Raw genomic sequence first — 19,403 nt, forward strand, 5'->3', positions numbered from 1 at the left:
TTCATTGAAACCTAAATTGTTTCCGAAGAAACTATTTGGATTATCATCAACGAGTGCCCACACAGATTGATAGGTTTATATTGTTAAAGAACATTGCTTTTCGAGAAGCTTTTCTCTCAAAGCGGAGGTGAATTCTAGCGAGTTAATTTGAAGAGTCAAACACTTTTTCAAATTTATTTTTTAGTAGTTTTTCACCTCGCTGACAATTGCTGAAGCCTTGTAGCATCTGCCGTGTCAGTGGGAGCGCATTATAGACGGTTGGATCTGGAAGGCAAGTGAAATCATTCTATTTTCCATAAAAAAAAGCCCGACTGACCATTAATCAATCAGACTCTAATTTATACTCAATTTAATCAGAACTTACTCACAGAAAGTTGTGGATAACTACTCATCTGAGTCAAAGAAATAAGAGATTCGCGAACGAGGGTTAAGGTACTCTCGCACTTTATCGGGCAACTTATTGGGCAGAATCGCATTCACTATCTTTATCTCTTTTTCTGCTAAATCGATGATCGGCGCTTGAGTACGTGGTACCGATGGATCATAAATAAGCACATTAGGAAACAAGATGTTTTTCGCATTTACCGAAATCACTAAACCAACCATGTCATTAGACAACTGAACCACAGTTCCTGGTGGATAGATGCCCATAAACTTAATTAACAAGCTTAAGTTTTCATGGTTATAGAGGTGTTTGCAGTTCTTATACAAATGGGATAATGCGACATAAGGAATTTTTTGCTCAGCGGGGATGTTACTGTGGCACAAATTGTCGTAGGCATTCGCGACTGAGATAATCTGCGTTAACTCATCGATTTGATCTTCTTTCAGCCCTTCAGGATAGCCGGATCCATCGTTGTGTTCATGATGCTGCGCAATAACCGTTCTGGCACTTTCAGGAAAACTCTCCATATTGGCGGCGATATCAAGGCCATATTTAGTATGCAGTTTTAAATAATTGGTTTCTGGTTCAGTCAGTGGTGTTTGCTTGCGTAAAATAGCGGTGGGTATTTTCACTTTCCCCATGTCATGGAACAGAGCAGCAAAGGCGACTTCTTTGATTCTATCAGCACTTAGTTTTTTCGCTTTCGCCACCATCATGGCAACAACAGAGACATTAAGTGAGTGAAAGTAAATGTCTTCAAACTCACTTTTACCATTCATTAGATGTAGCGTGACATTATCGTCACTAAGCAACTTATCCACGATATCGTTAACCAGAAGAGTGGCTTCGTCGACCGCTTGCTCCGGGCGACTACGAATTTTATTCATTACCGCTCGCATCCGTGATAACGAACGCTCAAACTCTTTCTCACAGCTGATCACTCGTCGACGATATGCGTTCAGTTTTTCTATCCGATCTTCTTTTTCTCTCCATAGCTTTTGCGCTTCGAGATCGATTTGCTCTTCTTGAGCTTGATCTTGAGCGGTTTCAGCCGACTCTTCTGCTGGCGGTAAGGGCTGAGTATCGCTTTGCGCTGGATTAATGAACACGTGCTTAATACCCAAGTGACGGATCATATGGATCTGCTCTTGGTCTTTAATTTTGAAGCTATTAAACAAAAACGGATGTTCATTCCATTTAACTGGAAGCCGAATGTGTAATCCAGGTTGCAACCTGTCTACTGTAATTTTGATACTCGCCACGACCTTAATACAACTTTTTCTAATTGAACCAATGGATTGATTTTAGATGAAGGCGAGTTTTAATTCACCATCCATGTGTACTATTGATAATTCAATAACCTGTAGTGATAGTTTTACTTCCTTACTTCACAAGCTCGCAGTGCAACATCCAACGAACACCGAATTTATCTTCAACTTTACCGAACCTTGCCCCCCAAAATGTGTCGGCTAAAGGCATCATAACGCGCCCTTCTGTTGCTAGTTTGTCATACAGGCGCGCTTGCTCATCGAGATCATCCAGTACCACAGACAAAGCAATATTGTTACCTCTCAACTCTCGCGCCACAACACCATCTGACAACATCAACTTCATACCGAACGCTTCAAGTTCAGCGTGCATAACCCAATTCGGGTCCGCCCCCTCAATATGCTGAGGCGAATCTTTGAAGTACTGTTTTGACAGTACTACACCACCAAAACAGTGCTGATAAAAGCTAAGCGCTTCTTCACATCGTCCAGAAAAAAAGAGATACGGTGTTACTTGATACATAGATGTCGTCCTTTACTATTTTTTATAAAGATAGACGATAACTTTGTAACCCGCGGAAAAATAAATAAAAAAACAAACCAACCACCGTTTCCCAGAACAGATCAATAGGTGTTAACTATTAATAGGATTGATACAAGCAATTTTATTTAACTTACTCTACGTGTGAATATACTTTCCGAAAGCAACAAACATTGCTCATCCCAATAAACTGAAAGGAAAGTAAAGATATGATTAACACTAAGATCAAGCCATTTAGCGCGACTGCATTTAAAAACGGCGAATTCGTTGAAGTTACTGAGCAAGATGTTCTTGGTAAATGGGCCGTGTTCTTCTTCTACCCTGCAGACTTTACCTTCGTGTGCCCAACAGAGCTTGGTGATCTTGCAGACCACTACGAAGAACTACAAAAACGTGGCGTAGAAGTATACTCAGTATCAACTGACACACACTTCACTCACAAAGCATGGCACGACAGCTCAGACACAATCGGTAAGATTCAGTACTACATGCTTGGCGACCAAACAGGCAACATCACAAACAACTTCGGTGTGATGCGTGAAGGTCAAGGTCTTGCTGACCGTGCAACGTTCCTAATCGACCCAGAAGGTACTATTCAAGCAATGGAAATCACTGCTGAAGGTATCGGTCGTGACGCAGAAGATCTACTACGCAAAGTGAAAGCCGCTCAATACGTAGCAGCGCACCCAGGCGAAGTTTGCCCAGCTAAATGGAAAGAAGGTGAAGAGACACTAGCGCCATCATTAGACCTAGTAGGCAAAATCTAATTGGGGTTAAGCGTTCGCCTCTGAACATCTCTAATTATCGATAAGTTTGAGAGCGTTCCAGGTTTGATACCTGACGACCTTCGGCCTGGTCCGCTCTCCCTTTTGTTTTTATCCAGAATAACCATTTAAGTAAGGCATGATTACCTATGTTAGACCAAGCGATCCAACAGCAACTCAAACAATATCTGGCTAATGTAAAACAAGAAGTACGTTTAGTGGTTAGCCTAGATGAAAGCAAAGCATCAAACGATATTTTCTCTCTAGCCAATCAAATCGCTGAAATGAGCGACTTCATCACCGTTGAACGTGACGACAACGCAAGCGCACGTAAACCCGTGATGGCGGTAACAAACCCAGCAAAAGGCACAGCAATGCGCTTTGCGGGCTTGCCAATGGGTCACGAATTTACCTCTCTAGTCTTGGCGCTGCTTCATTCTGGTGGTCACCCAATCAAACTAGAACCAGAAGTGATTGAGCAAATCGCGGCACTAGACAAAGATCTCGAGGTCGAAATCTTTATTTCACTGTCGTGCCAAAACTGTCCGGACGTGGTTCAAGCGTTCAACATGATGGCGGCGATCAACCCGAGAGTAAAAGCCACTATGATAGATGGTGGTTTGTTCCAAGATGAAGTGAAACAACGCGACATCATGGCTGTACCAAGTGTATTCGTGAACGGTGAGCTATTCGGTCAAGGTCGTATGTCTCTGACTGAAATCCTCAACAAAGTGGATGACGGCGCGAGCGAGAAAGCGGCGAAAGCACTGAACAAAAAAGACCCATACGACGTTCTTGTTGTCGGCGGTGGTCCTGGTGGTAGCGCAGCGGCTCTATACGCTGCTCGTAAAGGTATTCGTACTGGCGTGGTTGCTAAGCGTTTTGGTGGTCAGGTTATGGACACCATGGCAATTGAGAACTTCATTTCGGTAAAACGTACTGAAGGTCCAAAACTGGCAACGGACCTAGCAGAGCACCTAAAAGAGTACGATGTAGACGTGGTAACTGAGCAACAAGCTGAGAAGCTAATGGGCGCAGCGCACACAGAAGATGGTTTGATTCACATCCAACTTGAAAGCGGCGCAACGCTGAAGAGTAAGAGTGTAATCCTAAGCCCTGGTGCACGCTGGCGTGAAATGAACGTTCCGGGTGAGCAAGAGTACCGCAACAAAGGTGTCGCGTACTGCCCACACTGTGACGGTCCCCTATTCAAAGGTAAGAAAACCGCGGTTATTGGTGGCGGTAACTCAGGTATCGAAGCAGCTATCGACCTTGCTGGTATCGTAGAACACGTAACGGTTCTTGAATTCGCCGACGTACTTCGCGCAGACCAAGTGCTTATCGACAAAGCGAACTCACTACCAAACGTGGATATCATCACGATGGCGCAAACCACCGAAGTTGTGGGTGACGGTACTCGTGTCACTAGCTTGAAGTATAAAGACCGCAACACAGATGAAACCAAAGAGATTGAACTATCGGGGATCTTTGTTCAAATTGGCCTAGTGCCAAACACAGAGTGGCTAAAGGATTCACAAGTGACGCTATCAGAACGCGGAGAAATTGAGGTTGGCCAACACGGTGAAACGAGCCTAGAGGGTGTGTTCGCAGCGGGTGATGCCACAACCGTTCCTTACAAACAGATCATCATTGCGATGGGAGAAGGCGCAAAAGCGAGCTTAGGGGCGTTTGACTATCTTATTCGCAAACAAGACTAGTCATTGGAAACAAAATCACCCGCTCAATCGCGGGTGATTCATTATCATTTCAGATGGAATATTTGTTCTGTCTCTAGCCCAGTCATTTTGCGTACCTGACGCCAAACATAATAAAAAATGCCAATCATCATCAACATGCTCGGAATTGCAATCATCGGGTAGCTATACAGTGTCATTTTGCCGAGCTGCTCATTAAATTCAGCGGTGCCTGCTGGGCTCGTCACAATCCAAGTAGCGAGAAAATAGTTCATTGCTGAAGAGAAAATAAAGGTACTGGCGAAAAGATAGTTTGACGTCGACAAACAGCGTTCAAATGCGGCGTGGTTACCAGTTTGCTCTAGCTTCTGTTTGATCACTTCAAGATTAAGCAGAGTGTCGTTAAAAATCAGCTTCTTCACTACTGGATAACGAGTAAAGCTAGAACCAAACACTACCATACCAATCAAACCGGGGATCAACGCCTCTTTCAATGCAAGCCATTTAGTATCGAGCTCAAGTAGCCCTATACCTCCGGTCAGAAGCACACTGACAAAACCAAGTGCTGCAATAAAATTGAATTTTTTATGGCGAATCAGCTCCATCGCGCCATACACCGCTGGAAAAGCCAACGCGACGATCAACGCCATTGCCGTGCCCAAGTACTCATCACCACTAAGCTTCATTAGAATCAGTGAAGGTAAAAGAACGTTAATCACGATCTCAAACAGTGGATTGGGTTTTCTTGCTTCAGTACTACTCATAATCTTCCATCACTTATAGCTACATTGTGCAGCTCGAAGCGGAATTGTTCCCTGCTTCACTACAGATGTAAAGCGCTTGGCCCTCACCCTGTGTAACGACTTGTGACAGCGCACAAAACTGGGCTCACACCCAACCCGACACGATGAAATTGAATTACCAAACACTAGATACAACAAAGCCCCGACTTTCGTCGAGGCTTTATCGTTTAAATATGGTACCGGTGGGCGGACTTGAACCGCCACGCCCGAAGGCAACGGATTTTGAATCCGTCGTGTATACCAATTTCACCACACCGGCATCTTGGGGCTTTGCCCTTTGATGATTGGCATTATACGTATGGTAGGCGTTCGTGCAAGTGCAAAAGACTGAATTAATTGTCGTTTGCTGATAAAATCGCCACAAATCGATAAGCTGTGCGCAAGGTCTCTTTTCAGATGGAGAGTGAGGCTATATTCTTGCGCCTTATTTAAGTTTAGGTAAGCCACGTTTATGTCTAATACTGACTCTTTACCACCAGCTGGGTTGTTTCGCCGCTTGGGGGCTCTAATTTATGATGGATTGATCATTATCGCTGTCGAAATGATGGCGGCGGGTATCGTGATTGCGATTCTGCATGCATTGATGGCTTTGGGGATTTTTCACGTTGGCAGTTACGCTGATGTCAGTGACTTCCTCACCAACCATCCCGTGTGGAGCCCTATTTACACCGCTTATCTTGCGTTTGTGTGGGTGTACTTCTTTGTCTATTTTTGGACACGCGCTGGACAAACACTCGGAATGCGAGCTTGGAAGCTGCACTTACGCAGTGCCAATGGTCAAGCCGTTTCAGTTACGCAATGTCTGATTCGTATTGCGACATCAGGGTTTGGCTTGGCTAACTTACTGGTGCCATTAGACCCGAAAAAGCGCGGCTTCCACGATATCTGGGCAAACACTCAAGTTGTGGTTTTGCCAAAAGCGAATTGATAAAAAAAGGAAAGCTCAGCTTTCCTTTTTTTATAGTTGAGATTTCTAGTCGACTTTGAGCTCTTTTAGCATGGCTTCTGGAAGTGCTAAATCATCGTTCTTATTCACTGAAATCCCCGAATCAATGATGGCCTGAGCAATCTGCTTTGCTTCATCGAGCGAGTGCATTGCCGCTGTTCCACATTGGTATTCGTTCAGTTCTGGAATCTTATTCTGGCTCTCTACTTTCAGCACATCGTTCATCGCAGCTAACCATGCATCGGCAACTTGCTGCTCTTGTGGCGTCCCAATCAGGCTCATGTAAAAACCGGTACGGCATCCCATCGGTGAGATATCAATGATTTCTACACTGTCACCGTTAAGGTGATTACGCATAAAACCTGCATAGAGGTGCTCTAAAGTGTGAATGCCTTTTTCAGACAGAATATCCTTGTTAGGGGCAGTAAAGCGTAAATCAAACACAGTAATCGTGTCGCCTTTCGGGGTGGTCATCGTTTTAGCGACGCGCACGGCTGGCGCATTCATTCGTGTATGATCAACGGTAAAACTATCGAGTAACGGCATTGTCCTTCTCCATTTGTATAACCCGCAATGGGCTATTCACTGTCAGATATATAGCGGGGAGGAAGTTATCCTCCCCCTCATTGTTCCATGTTGTTGTGCTTTCTCGCCCTAAATTAGGCGCGAATGCGTCATGCCTTCAAATACGTGAAATACTGAGCTAAGAAATCATCAAAAGCGATATCATCTGACGCTTCGATTTCCGCTTGCGCCGACTGAGATCGCACCACTTCTTGCTCCATCAGTTCGGCAGTATAAATACGGTATTGGTGATTTAGATGTTGTTCACGGTACTGCTTTCCAAACGTACACCCGACCTTGCCTAGCCCGCCAAGACGCTTAGTATCTTCTAGCAGCTGTCCTGAAATTGTCATTTGTGGATTATCAATCCAACTAACGAGTTTTTCACATACCGCTTGATAAGCGTGACCACCTACCACTGCATCCATCCGCTCTGCAATCTGCGTCAGCTCGGCAAAGACGCGTTTGGCCCAAGTTTGCAATGTTAGCACTTCACCTTTGCAGCCAATCTGCAGTTCAAGACCAGGCTTGCGACCTTCGACGATCACCTTATTCCAGTTTTCGCGCCAACACGCTTGCTCACAGTAATCCATCGGTTCAGAATCACTTAACGCCGCCCAAGCCAAGAACAGATCAAGAAAACGTATTTGCTCTTCGGTAATGCCGACGGGGCTATATGGATTAACATCAAGAGAACGGACTTCAATGTACTCTACTCCACCACGAGCTAGGGCCTCTGAAGGTTTCTCTCCCGCATTTGCGACTCGTTTAGGCCGAATTGGTGCGTACAGTTCGTTCTCTATTTGTAGTACGTTACTATTGAGCTGACGGTATTCACCATCCACTTTAACGCCAATTTCAGCAAACTGTTCAGACGGGGTACGAATCGCAGTATTCAAGCCATCAAGGTACTCAGCTAGGCTATTAAAACCAATCTTAAGCGAACTCTGTGCACTATTGGTATAACCTAAATCGCTCATTCTCAATGACGTTGCGTAAGGAAGGTAAAGCGTCCCACCAACACTTTTAAAAGGTAGCTTAGTTTCTCGCCCTTGAATAAATGAAGCGCACAGCGCTGGTGAAGCGCCAAAAAAGTATGGGATCAACCAACCAAAACGGTAGTAATTACGAATCAGGCCAAAATACGCTTGTGACTTACTCTCTTGGCGCTGTTCTTGGTTTTGTTCACCAAAAAGTTGTTGCCAGAAAGACTCTGGGAAAGAGAAATTAAAATGCACCCCAGAGATGATCTGCATTAGGCTCCCATAGCGCCGCTTTAACCCTTCGCGGTAGAGCGTCTTCATTTTTCCAGAATTGGAACTGCCATACTGCGCCAGCTTGATATCGTCTTCACTGCCAACGTAACAAGGCATCGACAACGGCCACATTTTCTCTTCGCCCAATTTGGTTTGGGTAAAGTGATGAATATCTTCAAGTTGCGAGGTCAGCACTGAAATGTCATGGGAGACCGGAGTGATAAACTCTAATAGCGACTCGGAGAAGTCGGTGGTGATCCAGCTATTGGCATAAGCAGAGCCCAGAGCGCTGGGGTGCGGTGTAGTCGCTAAGTGGCCATCTTGGTGATAGCGCAAGGTTTCGCGTTCTACGCCCCGGCCAAAACTCTTAAATACATCTGGGTTTTGTGCAACTCGCTCTAGTCGCGCAGCAAATTCAGTCAAAATGAGGTTCGCTTATATCAGAGGTTCAGTATTGCTACCAAACTGGCTAAACAATTTATAAAGGGTGACCAAAGTCACCCTTTAGTTATGCACTATGTTATGTGTACTCTAACGGATGATTTCAAGCTCTTCTATCGGAATCTGTAAACTTTCTAGCTGAGCTTTTAAGCTCTGCGCGTCACCCACCACTATGATTTGATAATCCTGTGGGCTAAACCACTTGCTCGCCAGTTGGTTTAGGGTGCGTTTATCAACCGTCTCGACAATCTCGTTACGCTGCTTGAGGTAATCTTCATCCAAACTATAGGCAAGAATACTACCAAGCAGTCCGGCTTTCTGTGAAGGCGTTTCATACTTTAGCGCATCTTGTTGACCGACCGCCAAGCGTAAAAATTTCATTTCCTCATCTGTCATTCCGTCTTGACTATACTTGGTGAGTTCTTTTTGCATCTCAATCAATGACGCCAAGGTCGCATCGGCGCGAACTTGTGCCGAGAAGACAATCGCCCCCACTTCTCGATTGGAAGCCAGATAACCGCTGGCGCCATATGTGTACCCTTTGTCTTCACGCAAGTTCTGGTTAACTCGGCTGTTGAAGTTACCCGCTAAATTAAAGTTAGCCAACTGAGTCAGGAAGACTTCCCCTGTAGCATCAAACGGCAACCCTTGGCGCACCATTCTCACGATGCTTTGCGGTGCTCCAGGTTTATCAACCAAATAGATTCTGGGCTCTGTTAACGGATTGACTGACTGCGCTCTCAGTAACGGGGGGATTTTCCCCTGCCACTGAGCGATAAAACCAAGCTGCTGCTTGACTTGACGCTTAGTCATATCGCCTACAACGATTATCTGTGCACCTTGCGGCGTGTAATGGCGCTGATAGAACTGTTTCACATCGGCAAGGGTAAGTGCTGCCACCGAAGACTCAGTACCATCATTGGGTCTCTGATAAATAGTATCAGCAAACAGCACTTGCCTGGTCGCTTGAGACGCCAACCAACTCGGTCTTTGATGTTGATAAACCAAGCCTTCGAGCATCTGTTTCTGTATGCGTTCGAAGTCTTGTTGACGAAATGCTGGCTTAAACAACACCTCTTGGGCGATTACTAGCGTCTCGGTTAAGTTTTTTTCCAAACTCGATACGGATAGCGTCGTGGTGTAGTTACCCGCGCTGACGGATAAGGTACTGCCGAGCTTATCGAGACGCGCTTGAATCTCCTCTAGGCTAGAGTCTAACGTCGCTTCTTGCATCATGGCCGCTGTCAATTTGGCCAGCCCCTCCTGGCCGGGTGCCACATAACGCTCCCCAGCAGGAAAGCTGATTTCTAACTGGACTGTTGGAGTTTCTGAACTGACCGTACCAAGCACTTCGGCGCCATTCTCAAAGTATAAGCGATACAGATCTGGCATCTCAGCTTTAACCGCTTCCGCGACCTCAGGCATAACTGAACGATCAAAGTCATCCACTGCTTTACGGTAAATGAGCTGATCTTCGGTAAGAGTTTGATGCTCTGGTAAGCGACGTTCTGGGGTGACAAAAGTGGCAGGCTTGGCCGCCAATTCTGATTTCCCTCTTGGCACCACACTCAACGCCACTTTGTGATGACCATTGAGATACTGCTTGTAGGCTGCCATCACCGACTCTGGCGTAACAGCTCGAATTTGTTCCAACTGAGATTGAATCCGGTCAGGTTGACCAAAAAACGTTTGATTTGAGGCCAGCTGAGAGACCTTGCCACGCACGCTTTGCAACGCAAAAACTGCGTTAGCTTCAGCCATACCGCTAATTTGTTCTAGTCGTGCCTCATCGACACCTTGAGCTTCAAACTCTGCTAGGGTCTGCATCATTTCTTGATATAAAGGAGACAGCGCAGCTTTGTCACCAGAAGGCGCCATCGCGTATACATAAAAAGTACACGCCAGTTCAGCACAATCTTGGAACGCGCCAGCATCGACAGCTCGTTGAGTTTTGACCAATTTTTGATAGAGCAAACTATTAGCACCATCCCCAAGCACTTTGGCTAACGCATCAAGCGATGCCTGCTGCTCGGCCCCCTTGTATTGGGTCGGCCAACCTATTAATAGCATTGGCTGTTGAATGCGATCTTCCAAAGTCACATAACGGTCTTCATTCAAGGTGGCGGGCTGCTTAGGCGCTTTTTCAACGTGCGGCCCTCGTGGGATCGAACCGAAATACTGGTTTACCCAAGCTAATGTCTGATCGATATCGATATCGCCACCTATGGTCAGAACCGCGTTATTCGGCCCATACCATCGCAGGAAGAACGCTTTAAGGTCATTGACATCCACTCGGTCTAAATCTTCTACATAACCAATAGTTTGCCAAGAATATGGATGGCCTTCAGGGTACATGGCTTCGGCCATTTTTTCCCACATTAACCCATATGGACGATTGTCATAATTTTGCGCCCGTTCGTTTTTGACCGTTTCACGCTGAATCTCGAACTTACGCTGCGACACCGCGTCGAGTAGAAAGCCCATGCGGTCAGACTCCAGCCACAACATTTTTTCTAGCTGATTGGCTGGAACGGTTTCAAAATAGTTAGTGCGGTCACGATTGGTGGTGCCGTTAAGTGAACCGCCGGCCTCAGTAATAATTTTGAAATGCTGCTGATCGCCAACGTTCTCACTGCCTTGAAACATCATATGTTCAAAGAAGTGTGCAAAGCCTGACTTTCCAACTTCCTCACGTGCAGATCCTACATGGTAAGTCACATCAACATGAACCAAAGGGTCAGAGCTATCTGGGGAGAGAATGACCGTGAGACCATTATCGAGTTGATATTTTGAGTATGGAATCATCGCCTTACCAGGTTGAGCGTCGACCTCTTCAATCAGAGTGACGCCTGGCGGCAAGGAAGAAAAAAATGGTACCGAAGTGAGCGTGTTACTAGAACAGCCATATAGTGCGAGAAGGGAAACCGCACCAAGCCAGAACTTTCTCATGACATCCCCTTAAAACAATCCAAAATACACCGCTGCGAGTAGGCTATAGCGCAGCGCTTTACCGATTAAAATCAACCACAAACAAGGCCAAAAATGCATTCTTAGCCATCCAGCAGCCAAACACAATGGATCACCAATAATCGGTAACCAACTTAACAGCAGAGACCAATAACCGTATCTATTCAACCACAACAATGCTTTATGACCATGCTTTTCATCTTGAGTTCGATTGGGTAACCACAAGCCGAGCCAATAGTTGGTCAAACCACCTAACGTATTGCCGATGGTAGCCACAGCAAGGATAACGAGCGTTGAGTATTGATTGAGGGAAAGGGTGGCGATCAACCCAGCTTCAGAGCCACCGGGCAAAAGAGTGGCACTGAGAAATCCACTAAAAAAGAGAACCCACAGTGCCGAATCAGAAAACCAAAGAGCAAACGAGGCAAAAGCGCTGTTAAACGCTTCTAGCATTGCATATCAAGCAACACCTTGCCTCGCGTATGACCCGTTTCAATTTGTTGGTGCGCTTCGATTGCTTGCTCTAGCGGATAGATCTGTTGGATTTCAGTTTTGACGAGTCCGACACTCACCATATATAACAACGCATCTAGCTGCTCTGGATTTGGGTCGACCAACATTCCAGTGGCTTCAAAGCCAAGCAGTTTCGCTTTCTCACAAATCATTTCCGCGCTCAACGTCGGCACCGTCACCACAGTTCCACCGTCTTTAAGACAGTTGAGCGCATCTAACGCCGCATCGCCACCAATCAGATCGATCAGTACATCAGCCTCTTCAACACGTTCAGAAACGGGGGCAAACTTGTAGTTTACGGCATGTGCGCCGAGCGTTGCCATGTAGTCAAGGTTAGCTTCGCTGCACGTGGTAAACACCTCGGCTTTCGCCGCCACAGCCACTTGAATCGCAATATGCCCGACGCCACCGGCCCCTGCAAGGATCAACACTCGCTGACCCTCTTTTACCCCAGCTTTATCGAGCGCTTGTACTGCGGTTTGGCCAGCCAGAGGTAGTGCTGCCGCAGCTTCTAATGTCACGGAATCAGGTACTTTACTCAATGCGCTCTCGGGTACTGCTACATACTGACTGTAACCACCGCCTTGTAGCGGAAAACCAATAAAACCAGCCACTTTGTCTGCCACATTAAAGCGCTCCGCTTGCGCTCCCAGCGAAATGATTTCACCGGCAATATCGTAGCCCGGAACCCATGGCAGTTTGTCTTTATTTTCTGAAGCCGCCCAACCTAGGCCTGCGCGAGTTTTTGCATCGATAGGGTTCACACCAGCAAAGTGTACTTTGACCAGCACTTCGCCTGCCTGTGGTTCAGGCACTGGGGCGACTTGAGTCACCAGGACACTAGGGGCACCAAATTGAGAGATTGCGATTTGTCTGTTTTCCATTTTTTCATTTCCCTATCGATATAAAAAAGGGATGCGAAAGCATCCCTTTGAATATATACCATTTATTACGCAGTGTTGACCACTTGTGCGCAAATTAACCTCTGGCTCACATTAACCCTATTTTAGCCAACCAACGCCAGCAGAATACCCGCCGCAACTGCAGAGCCCAATACCCCCGCCACGTTCGGTCCCATTGCATGCATCAATAGGAAGTTCTGCGGATTCGCTTCGAGGCCAACTTTGTTGACGACGCGCGCTGCCATTGGAACCGCCGATACGCCAGCCGCCCCAATCAACGGATTAATGTCTTCCTTAGAGAACTTATTGAGTAACTTGGCCATCAAGACACCGCCTGCGGTACCAATACTGAAAGCAACAGCGCCCAAAGCCAAAATACCTAAAGTTTCCACATTGAGAAACTCTTCCGCTTGCAGTTTTGACCCCACACCGAGTCCAAGGAAAATAGTCACTATATTGATCAACTCGTTTTGGGCCGTCTTCGACAAACGTTCGACCACACCTGCTTCGCGCATTAGGTTTCCGAGACAGAACATCCCCACCAATGGCGTGGCCGCAGGTAAGAACAGAATCGTCATCAGTAACACCGCCAGTGGGAACAGAATTTTCTCAGCTTTGCCTACATGACGAAGCTGCGCCATCTGAACTTTACGCTCTTCTGGGCTGGTCAATGCCTTCATGATCGGTGGCTGAATGATTGGAACTAGCGCCATGTAACTGTAGGCAGCGACCGCAATGGCCCCTAACAGGTCTGGTGAAAGTTGACTCGCTAGGAAAATAGCGGTTGGGCCATCGGCTCCCCCAATAATCGCGATAGAGGCGGCGTCTGGCATACTAAACTCCATCCCCGGCACATAGTTAAGTAAAATCGCGCCAAACAGAGTCGCAAAGATACCGAACTGTGCCGCGGCGCCTAACCATAGAGTTTTAGGGTTAGCGATCAGCGCTCCAAAGTCCGTCATGGCTCCTACACCCATGAAGATTAGAAGCGGAAAGATCCCTGATTCAATCCCCACATAGTAGACGTAGTAAAGCAATCCACCTTCTTCGGTAAAGCCCGCATTAGGAATATTCGCTAAAATAGCACCAAAACCAATCGGCAAAAGTAGCAATGGCTCAAAGCCTTTGCGAATGGCCAAAAACAGCAGCAAACAACCCACTAAGATCATGCATAGTTGATCAAACTCAAAATGCGCAATCCCTGTTTCAGACCATAAGATCTTTAATCCTTCCATGATGCTCCCTTACGCCAAACTCAGTAGAGGAGCCCCTACCGTCACGGCATCACCTTCTTTGACATGAAGGTCTTGAACGACGCCGCCACGTGCCGCACGTACTTCGGTTTCCATCTTCATCGCTTCAAGAATCAACAGTACATCCCCCTCTTCAACCTGGGCGCCACTTTGTACATTGACTTTAAAGATGTTCCCAGCCAAAGGCGCAGGAACCGTCTCACTGTTGCCAGCCGGGGCTGATGCAACAGGTGCTGCCGCAGGTTGGGCATTTGCAGCAGGTGCGACTGAGGTTAGCTGTCCTTGAGGACCAACTTCTACATCGTAAACCTGACCATCAACCTTAACGCTGTAGGTCTCAATACCACCTTGAGCAGGTTGCGCTTGAGGAGCCACAGGCGCTTCTTCTAGCCATGGCGCAGGCTCAAAGGCATCAGAGTTGTGACGGTTCTTGAGGAACTTCAAACCAACTTGAGGGAACAATGCGTAAGTCAGTACGTCATCAACGGTATCTTCCGCCAGTGAAATGCCTTCTTGTTTCGCTTTTGTCAGTAGCTCTTCGGTCAAACTATCCATTTCCGCTGCAAGCAAATCAGCAGGGCGACAAGTAATCGCTTCCGCGCCATCGAGCACTTTCGCCTGTAGCTCTGCGTTGACTTCTGCTGGCGCCGCGCCGTATTCACCTTTCAATACGCCCGCGGTTTCTTTGGTGATGCTCTTATAGCGTTCACCAGTAAGAACGTTGATGACTGCCTGTGTGCCGACGATCTGAGACGTTGGCGTTACAAGAGGGATGTAACCAAGATCTTTACGTACGCGTGGGATCTCTTCGAGTACTTCGTCCAACTTATCAGCCGCACCTTGCTCTTTTAGCTGACCTTCCATGTTGGTCAACATGCCACCAGGCACTTGAGCGATAAGGATGCGAGAATCGACACCTTTTAGCTGGCCTTCGAACTTAGCGTACTTCTTACGAACATCACGGAAGTAAGCAGCAATAGGTTCAATTTGGTCAAGCTTAAGGTTGGTGTCACGTTCTGTGCCTTGCAGCATCGCCACGACTGTCTCGGTTGGTGTGTGACCGTACGTACAGCTCATCGAGGAGATTGCGGTATCAAGAATATCAACGCCCGCTTCCACGGCTTTTACGGCCGTTGCAGTAGAGAGGCCTGTGGTGGCATGACAGTGTAGTGCCAGCGGCACATCACATGACGCTTTAATACGTGAAATCAGCTCTTCTGCTTCGTAAGGTTTAAGCAAACCTGACATGTCTTTAATACACAGTGAATGGCAGCCCAAATCTTCTAGGCGTTTTGCCAAATCGACCCAAGTCTCGGTATTGTGTACCGGACTAGTGGTGTAAGAGAGTGTCCCTTGAGCGTGAGCTCCTACATCAACAGCCGCTTTGACCGCTTTTTCAAAGTTTCGCACATCGTTCATCGCGTCAAAGATACGGAATACATCCATCCCATTCGCGTGCGCGCGCTCAACAAATTTCTCGACTACGTCATCAGCATAGTGGCGATAACCTAAAAGGTTCTGACCGCGCAGTAGCATTTGCATTGGCGTATTCGGCATCGCTTTCTTCAAAGCACGTAAGCGCTCCCATGGGTCTTCACCCAAAAAGCGGATACAGGCATCAAATGTTGCCCCGCCCCAAGTCTCTAGAGACCAGTAACCGACTTTATCCAGTTCCTCTGCGATAGGTAACATATCCTCCAAGCGCATACGCGTCGCAAACAGCGACTGATGGGCGTCACGAAGGACCACGTCCGTTAAAGCTAGTGGTTTAGACATGCTCATTAACTCCTTTTAATCCTATCAAATGCTACTTAGCGGTAGAGGTACGGTACTGGTGTACCGCTGCGGAAATGGCCGCAACTACTTTCGGGCTAACAGCAGAAGATGGTGTTTGAATTTTGTTATTTTGATTGGGTGTCGCGATCGGCTCTGGCACTTCTTCGGGAAGCAGTTTTGACATCAACCGAACGAGGTAAACAAGAATAGTGAGGAAAATAAATACTACCGACATCCCAGTGATCATCAGGGTGGCAGCATCTACTAGCAGGCTTCCAATATTATCCATTTTGCATCCTTTCTTTGTCATCCTGACAACAGTGCTAAGTGTATGGCTAAGAACTTCGTGTTCTATGGCAGCTCAACTTAACTTTTGACCAGACATCGGCTGGCTTTCTGATTTGCAGGACTCACCGTAAAATCCTGACAAGAGGTCTAGGATTATCTCGATTGATTAAACTTTGTCAATTTTGTTTAAGGTGCTATTGAGGATAATGCACAAATCTAGGGAGTTATTCGTCACACAAATCACATAAATCTGCAATATCGCGCCAAACAAGCACAAATAACTGTGTCTTTTCTGACGTTAAGCGATAAAACGAATTAATACTGCGATTGGCTTAAAAGAATCTAGAAATTAAGTTTAAAAACAATTACTTGTAAAACCAAAGTTTCAAAAATGTTAAGTGATAGTTACAAAAAAGCCCCGCTATTTCTAGCAGGGCTTTTAAATAAGTGGCGCGTCCTGGAGGATTCGAACCTCCGACCGCCTGGTTCGTAGCCAGGTACTCTATCCAGCTGAGCTAAGGACGCGCTATGTTCTCGAAAACGAGAATTGTGAAGTATATCACACTGTCTCTTTGGAACAACAGGGCTTTAAAACAAAAAAATTGGCCATAAGCCAATTAATGGCGGTGAGGGAGGGATTCGAACCCTCGATACGGCTACAAACCGTATACTCCCTTAGCAGGGGAGCGCCTTCAGCCTCTCGGCCACCTCACCGTTTTATTCCCTGGTAAGGAAATATGGCGCGTCCTGGAGGATTCGAACCTCCGACCGCCTGGTTCGTAGCCAGGTACTCTATCCAGCTGAGCTAAGGACGCGCTATGCTTTCTTGCTAAAGAAAGTTGTTTTAAAGCTGTTCCGAAGAACGTTCTTCCGAAGAAGAAGCAAGAATGGCGGTGAGGGAGGGATTCGAACCCTCGATACGGCTACAAACCGTATACTCCCTTAGCAGGGGAGCGCCTTCAGCCTCTCGGCCACCTCACCGTTTTATTCCCTGGTAAGGAAATATGGCGCGTCCTGGAGGATTCGAACCTCCGACCGCCTGGTTCGTAGCCAGGTACTCTATCCAGCTGAGCTAAGGACGCGCTATGCTTTCTTGCTAAAGAAAGTTGTTTTAAAGCTGTTCCGAAGAACGTTCTTCCGAAGAAGAAGCAAGAATGGCGGTGAGGGAGGGATTCGAACCCTCGATACGGCTACAAACCGTATACTCCCTTAGCAGGGGAGCGCCTTCAGCCTCTCGGCCACCTCACCGTCTTGCGGAGGCACATATTACGATTTACCAAAAATATGTCAAACATTTTCTTGGCAAAAACGCCAAAAAGTCTTTTAACCGTTGGCTATTTAATCAAAGCGATGCTAATTCGCTCTTTTTGTTATAAATAACGCTTTTTCACGCACAAAAAAGGCTGACAATTTGCCAGCCTCTTCGTGTAATTAGTAGTTGCCTGAAGCAGCGTTACCATTACCTTTTTCTGCCTGAATGCGCATGTAGATTTCTTCACGGTGAACAGACACTTCTTTCGGAGCATTGACGCCGATACGCACTTGGTTACCTTTAACACCAAGTACAGTTACTGTGACTTCATCACCGATCATAAGAGTTTCACCAACACGGCGAGTTAAAATTAGCATTCTGTGCTCCTTGAGTAATCTCTGATTTATCTTGCTACTAGGCTATTATCCAACAAAAGTGATATTTTCGTAAACTCAATTGTGGCCCGGATTTAGCCCAAAAACGCTTGTTTTTGCTGGGTTTCGATCGCCTGCGCAGAAGTAATGTAAGCATCATGCAGTATGTTAGCCGCTTTGTCGACATATTCAGGCGACAGCACTAACATCAACGATTGTACGTTAAGCGCATGATGTTCAACACTGATCCCCTGCTCCGCGAGCAAGGCATACGATCTTTCTACCAATCCTTCGACTTGAAGACCAACGGCGGTTAACAAGCTTACCGTTTCACTATTGCGGATTTTATCTTCAAAAACCAGTTTCAGTTTTGCACAAGCCTCGTCTTTTATCACAACACCTGTCCATTCTGCATGTTCGATCACATTCCAGATAGTGATCCCCAACATTTGACACTGTTTTTGTAGACTCGTTAACGCCTCTTTTTCAATTTTGATCAAACACATATCGCGCTGAATCGCTACACCGCAGACATCGGATTGACACTCTTCACCTTTGACGAGACTACCTTGATTGGTCTCAAACGTCGACAGAACTCGAAGAGGAACATTGTGCAGCCATGCGTATTGTACCGAAGGGAGATGAAGGACTTTAGCGCCTTTACGTGCCATCTCTTCCATCGAAGGAAAATCGATCACGGCCAATTTCTTCGCTGATTTCACTACCCTAGGATCGCAAGTGTAGATACCGTCTACGTCAGTGAAGATCTGACACTCATCGGCGCTCAGCGCTCCCGCTAACGTCACCGCACTGGTATCCGAGCCACCACGCCCTAAGGTGGTAATATCCCCTTTCTCATTGACACCTTGGAACCCAGCGACAATCACCACTTGGTCTTGCGCCAATAACGTTTCAATCGTCGAGGTATCAATATCTTTAATCGTTGCATCATTGTGCTGGTTATCAGTCACAATTCTTGCTTGTGCCCCAGTTAATGAGCTCGCAGAATGACCCATTTTGTTCAGAGTCATCGCCAGAAGTGCCATCGACACTTGCTCACCAGCTGAGAGCAAAACATCAAGTTCTCGAGCGGTAGGCACACTGTCCACCTGTTGCGCCAAGTCCATCAATCTGTTTGTTTCACCAGACATTGCCGACACGACTACGACAACTTGATTACCATCATTTTTCGCCTTTATGATGTGTTCAGCAACCTTATGGATTCTTTCTATTGAACCCACAGAAGTTCCACCAAACTTTTGCACGATAAGGGGCTTGTTCACCAGTCTTCACCTTCCCAAGACCAAAGTCTCATTAGCACTGCACTCAATAGATTGAATATTGGGTGCAGTTGTTATAACAAAAACCAAGTGACTTAACCGAGCCGCTCAGCGCACTCAATTAAACCACTTGGTT

General features: G+C 46.6%; 16 protein-coding genes and 7 tRNA genes. 3 read left to right on the top strand and 20 right to left on the bottom strand.

The genetic code is table 11. From position 1 onward, the window contains the following. Positions 1–384 precede the first annotated feature (384 nt). Together FCU94_RS11505 and FCU94_RS11510 are read right to left on the bottom strand one after the other, a co-directional pair. Entirely contained in the window at positions 385–1,647 is a 1,263-nt protein-coding gene (locus FCU94_RS11505) for an HD-GYP domain-containing protein (protein WP_176288685.1), read from the bottom strand. A gap of 121 nt (positions 1,648–1,768) precedes the next feature. Continuing rightward, positions 1,769–2,176, bottom strand: a complete 408-nt coding sequence (locus FCU94_RS11510) for a VOC family protein (RefSeq protein ID WP_176288686.1) — start codon at positions 2,174–2,176, stop codon at positions 1,769–1,771. A gap of 227 nt (positions 2,177–2,403) precedes the next feature. On the opposite strand from FCU94_RS11510, the gene ahpC reads away from it, so the two are divergent. Continuing rightward, positions 2,404–2,961, top strand: coding sequence for an alkyl hydroperoxide reductase subunit C (gene ahpC, locus FCU94_RS11515; protein WP_176288687.1), 558 nt, complete (start codon positions 2,404–2,406; stop codon positions 2,959–2,961). A 146-nt stretch (positions 2,962–3,107) separates the two neighbouring features. After that, positions 3,108–4,676 (top strand): alkyl hydroperoxide reductase subunit F, encoded by a 1,569-nt coding sequence (ahpF, locus tag FCU94_RS11520; RefSeq protein WP_176288688.1) that lies wholly within the window; start codon positions 3,108–3,110, stop codon positions 4,674–4,676. A gap of 44 nt (positions 4,677–4,720) precedes the next feature. Here the strand turns inward: ahpF and FCU94_RS11525 are convergent, their stop codons facing one another. Together FCU94_RS11525 and FCU94_RS11530 are read right to left on the bottom strand one after the other, a co-directional pair. Then, positions 4,721–5,416, bottom strand: a complete 696-nt coding sequence (locus FCU94_RS11525) for a VC0807 family protein (RefSeq protein ID WP_176288689.1) — start codon at positions 5,414–5,416, stop codon at positions 4,721–4,723. Between the two features lie 213 nt (positions 5,417–5,629). Then, positions 5,630–5,714 (bottom strand) — tRNA-Leu (locus FCU94_RS11530). Positions 5,715–5,906: 192 nt separating this feature from the next. Between FCU94_RS11530 and FCU94_RS11535 the strand changes: the two genes are divergently transcribed. Next, positions 5,907–6,383 carry an RDD family protein gene (locus FCU94_RS11535; protein WP_176288690.1) on the top strand — a complete coding sequence of 159 codons (477 nt, stop codon included), beginning with the start codon at positions 5,907–5,909 and terminating at the stop codon, positions 6,381–6,383. 45 nt (positions 6,384–6,428) lie between these two features. Here the strand turns inward: FCU94_RS11535 and luxS are convergent, their stop codons facing one another. The 16 genes from luxS to FCU94_RS11615 all read right to left on the bottom strand — a co-directional run bounded on the left by luxS (position 6,429) and on the right by FCU94_RS11615 (position 19,270). After that, on the bottom strand, positions 6,429–6,947 hold the full coding sequence (luxS, locus tag FCU94_RS11540; RefSeq protein WP_176288691.1) for an S-ribosylhomocysteine lyase: 519 nt from the start codon (positions 6,945–6,947) through the stop codon (positions 6,429–6,431). A 128-nt stretch (positions 6,948–7,075) separates the two neighbouring features. After that, positions 7,076–8,644, bottom strand: a complete 1,569-nt coding sequence (gene gshA / locus FCU94_RS11545) for a glutamate--cysteine ligase (protein ID WP_176288692.1) — start codon at positions 8,642–8,644, stop codon at positions 7,076–7,078. 108 nt (positions 8,645–8,752) lie between these two features. Continuing rightward, entirely contained in the window at positions 8,753–11,611 is a 2,859-nt protein-coding gene (locus FCU94_RS11550; protein ID WP_176288693.1) for a M16 family metallopeptidase, read from the bottom strand. Between the two features lie 9 nt (positions 11,612–11,620). After that, a complete protein-coding gene (locus FCU94_RS11555; protein WP_176288694.1) occupies positions 11,621–12,082 on the bottom strand; it encodes a YqaA family protein in 462 nt (153 codons plus the stop codon). Further along, complete coding sequence (locus FCU94_RS11560; protein WP_176288695.1) at positions 12,076–13,026, bottom strand: NADP-dependent oxidoreductase; 951 nt, start codon at positions 13,024–13,026, stop codon at positions 12,076–12,078. The genes FCU94_RS11555 and FCU94_RS11560 overlap by 7 nt, the downstream gene beginning before the upstream one ends. A gap of 122 nt (positions 13,027–13,148) precedes the next feature. Continuing rightward, on the bottom strand, positions 13,149–14,279 hold the full coding sequence (locus FCU94_RS11565) for a sodium ion-translocating decarboxylase subunit beta (protein WP_176288696.1): 1,131 nt from the start codon (positions 14,277–14,279) through the stop codon (positions 13,149–13,151). 9 nt (positions 14,280–14,288) lie between these two features. Continuing rightward, complete coding sequence (gene oadA, locus FCU94_RS11570; protein WP_176288697.1) at positions 14,289–16,073, bottom strand: sodium-extruding oxaloacetate decarboxylase subunit alpha; 1,785 nt, start codon at positions 16,071–16,073, stop codon at positions 14,289–14,291. A gap of 31 nt (positions 16,074–16,104) precedes the next feature. Next, positions 16,105–16,362 carry an oxaloacetate decarboxylase subunit gamma gene (locus FCU94_RS11575; protein ID WP_176288698.1) on the bottom strand — a complete coding sequence of 86 codons (258 nt, stop codon included), beginning with the start codon at positions 16,360–16,362 and terminating at the stop codon, positions 16,105–16,107. Positions 16,363–16,809: 447 nt separating this feature from the next. Continuing rightward, positions 16,810–16,886: transfer RNA gene (locus FCU94_RS11580), tRNA-Arg, on the bottom strand. 96 nt (positions 16,887–16,982) lie between these two features. Next, positions 16,983–17,075 (bottom strand) — tRNA-Ser (locus FCU94_RS11585). A 24-nt stretch (positions 17,076–17,099) separates the two neighbouring features. Then, positions 17,100–17,176, bottom strand: a tRNA-Arg gene (locus FCU94_RS11590). A gap of 73 nt (positions 17,177–17,249) precedes the next feature. After that, positions 17,250–17,342: transfer RNA gene (locus FCU94_RS11595), tRNA-Ser, on the bottom strand. Positions 17,343–17,366: 24 nt separating this feature from the next. Next, positions 17,367–17,443, bottom strand: a tRNA-Arg gene (locus FCU94_RS11600). A gap of 73 nt (positions 17,444–17,516) precedes the next feature. Continuing rightward, a tRNA-Ser gene (locus FCU94_RS11605) sits at positions 17,517–17,609 on the bottom strand. Positions 17,610–17,792: 183 nt separating this feature from the next. Beyond that, positions 17,793–17,990, bottom strand: coding sequence for a carbon storage regulator CsrA (csrA, locus tag FCU94_RS11610; RefSeq protein ID WP_086585621.1), 198 nt, complete (start codon positions 17,988–17,990; stop codon positions 17,793–17,795). 92 nt (positions 17,991–18,082) lie between these two features. Then, positions 18,083–19,270 (bottom strand): aspartate kinase, encoded by a 1,188-nt coding sequence (locus tag FCU94_RS11615; protein WP_176288699.1) that lies wholly within the window; start codon positions 19,268–19,270, stop codon positions 18,083–18,085. Positions 19,271–19,403 lie beyond the last annotated feature (133 nt).

It is taken from the genome of Vibrio sp. JPW-9-11-11, assembly GCF_013369335.1.
In the GTDB taxonomy this organism is placed as follows: Bacteria; Pseudomonadota; Gammaproteobacteria; order Enterobacterales; family Vibrionaceae; genus Vibrio.